The sequence below is a fragment of the Polaromonas sp. P3_C2 genome (genome assembly GCF_056402675.1).
Window position 1 is genome coordinate 1 of record NZ_JBFUGX010000708.1, and the last position, 2017, is coordinate 2017.

A 2017-nucleotide genomic window follows, 5' to 3' on the forward strand; every position below is an offset into this window, starting at 1 on the left:
GCGCTGGCACACGAAATGCCGGCTTCGTCGCCATCGACGCTAGCCGACACCACCGCCATGGCCGATGCCTGATTCCGCGCAAAAACAGGCGCGCCAGGCGTTGGCCTTGCTCTGGTTGGTACCGGCGCTCTGGACAGTCAACTACATCGTGGCGCGCAAGGCGCCGGGCGTGATAGGCCCTTATCTGCTGGCTTTCGGGCGCTGGGGCCTGGCGGCGTTGCTTCTGCTGCTGCTTACGCGGTCCGAGCTGTGGCGCCAGCGCGGCCACATCGCCAAAGTGTGGTGGCAGTATCTGGTGCTCGGTACCTTGGGCATGGTGATTTGCGGCGCCTGGGTTTACCAGGGGGCGCGGTCCACCGGTGCGATGAATATCGCGCTTATTTATGCAGCGTCGCCGGTGCTGATAGGTCTGGGGGCAGTGATCTGGCTCGGTGAGCGCCTGGGCCTGCGCCAGGGCCTGGGGGTGCTGCTGGCCATCGCCGGTGTGGTGCACGTCGTGGTCAAAGGCCAATGGACCGCACTGGCTGGCGTGCAGTTCTCGGCAGGAGACCTGTGGATCGTGGCTGCCACGGTGTCATGGGCTGCCTATGCCTTGCTGCAAAAGCAGTGGCCCAGCCCGCTTGGCGCCACGGCCAGGCTGGCGGCCATCTGCGTAGGCGGTAGCCTGGTCTTGCTTCCCTTGACTGTTTGGGAAATGTCGCGGCCTGATGCCCTGTCGTTAAGCGGCTACGGGCTGTGGCTGATCGTGGTGGCCGCAATTGTGCCGGGGCTGGGCGCTTACTGGATTTACGGCTGGGCGCAAAAAATCCTGGGTGCCAGCCGTGTGGCAGTGTCGCTGTACCTGGGTCCTCTCTATGCGGCGCTGGCTGCCTGGGGCGTGCTGGGCGAACCGTTGGGCTGGCACCACGCGGTGGGTGCCGCATTGATACTGCCCGGCGTATTTTTTGTAACGGGCGCCGACAAAGGGCTGACTAAAAAACATTCAGGGCCGATACTGACAGAAGGCACTTGAAATTCCTGACACGCATTGGTGACTTCAGCTTGCGGTCTGCTGTTTGTCCATGCAACGCGTGTGTCTGATTTTTGTCTGTTGAATGCGCTTCGGCTTTGAAATGAATCACGGCCAGCGATTTTTCATTCTTCAACAAAACCTTCAAAGCTGCCAGATCGCCTGCGCACTCAGCTATTAAAAAGATAGCAAACTCAACGACCATGAAGACGGACGTGCGATGGTTCCGGCAAGGTGCACACACGCATACATATCGCCCGCATTCGTTAAAAAATACGCTGTACCTATTCGCGCATTTGGAAAATAATGGAAACGATTGTTCCCTGGAACTTTCCGTTGATGCTGCGATCTACCAATCGCATGGTGTGAGATAACAGTCGATGCATTGCGCGGAATCTGAAGCAGATTTCCATCATGAGTCGGGGTGCTTCGGTTCCCGCGCGCAAAGGAGGCTTTATGGATGTCGTCCGTAATTTTCTGACGCGTTATGAACAGACGCGAGAAGAGGAGTTGTCCATCGAGGACTACCTCGACGCCTGCAAGCGCAGTCCTCTCGTCTACGCCACCGCGGCTGAGCGCATGCTCGCCGCCATTGGTGAGCCTGAACTGCTGGACACCCGGCATGACCAGCGCCTGTCGCGTCTGTTCGGCAACAAGGTCATCAAGATCTACCCGGCGTTCCGCGACTTTTACGGCCTGGAGGATCCCATCGAACAGGTGGTTTCCTATTTCCGCCATGCTGCGCAGGGCCTGGAAGAGAAAAAACAAATCCTCTATTTGCTGGGCCCTGTGGGTGGCGGCAAATCGTCGATCGCCGAGCGGCTCAAACAGCTGATGGAGCAAGTACCTTTTTACGCCTTGAAGGGATCGCCTGTTAATGAGTCTCCGCTCAGCCTGTTCAATAATGCAGAGGACCTTCCGCTGCTCGAGTCCCAGTACGGCATTGCACCGCGTTACCTGCAGCGAGTCATGTCGCCGTGGGCGGTCAAGCGCCTCGAGGAGTACGGC

1 protein-coding gene and 1 pseudogene are annotated in these 2017 nt (G+C 58.8%); both read left to right on the forward strand.

Features of this window, described 5'->3' with window-relative positions:
- Nucleotides 1-64: 64 nt before the first annotated feature.
- Nucleotides 65-1012, forward strand: coding sequence for a DMT family transporter (locus AC1DWI_RS21000; protein WP_477669117.1), 948 nt, complete (start codon nucleotides 65-67; stop codon nucleotides 1010-1012).
- A gap of 453 nt (nucleotides 1013-1465) precedes the next feature.
- Nucleotides 1466-2017, forward strand: a pseudogene (locus AC1DWI_RS21005) (PrkA family serine protein kinase); the annotation flags it as partial.

What these genes read in the sequence shown, in the direction of transcription:
- AC1DWI_RS21000 (WP_477669117.1), top strand. Translation starts at nt 65, where the DNA reads ATGCCTGATTCCGCGCAAAAACAGGCGCGCCAGGCGTTGGCCTTGCTC.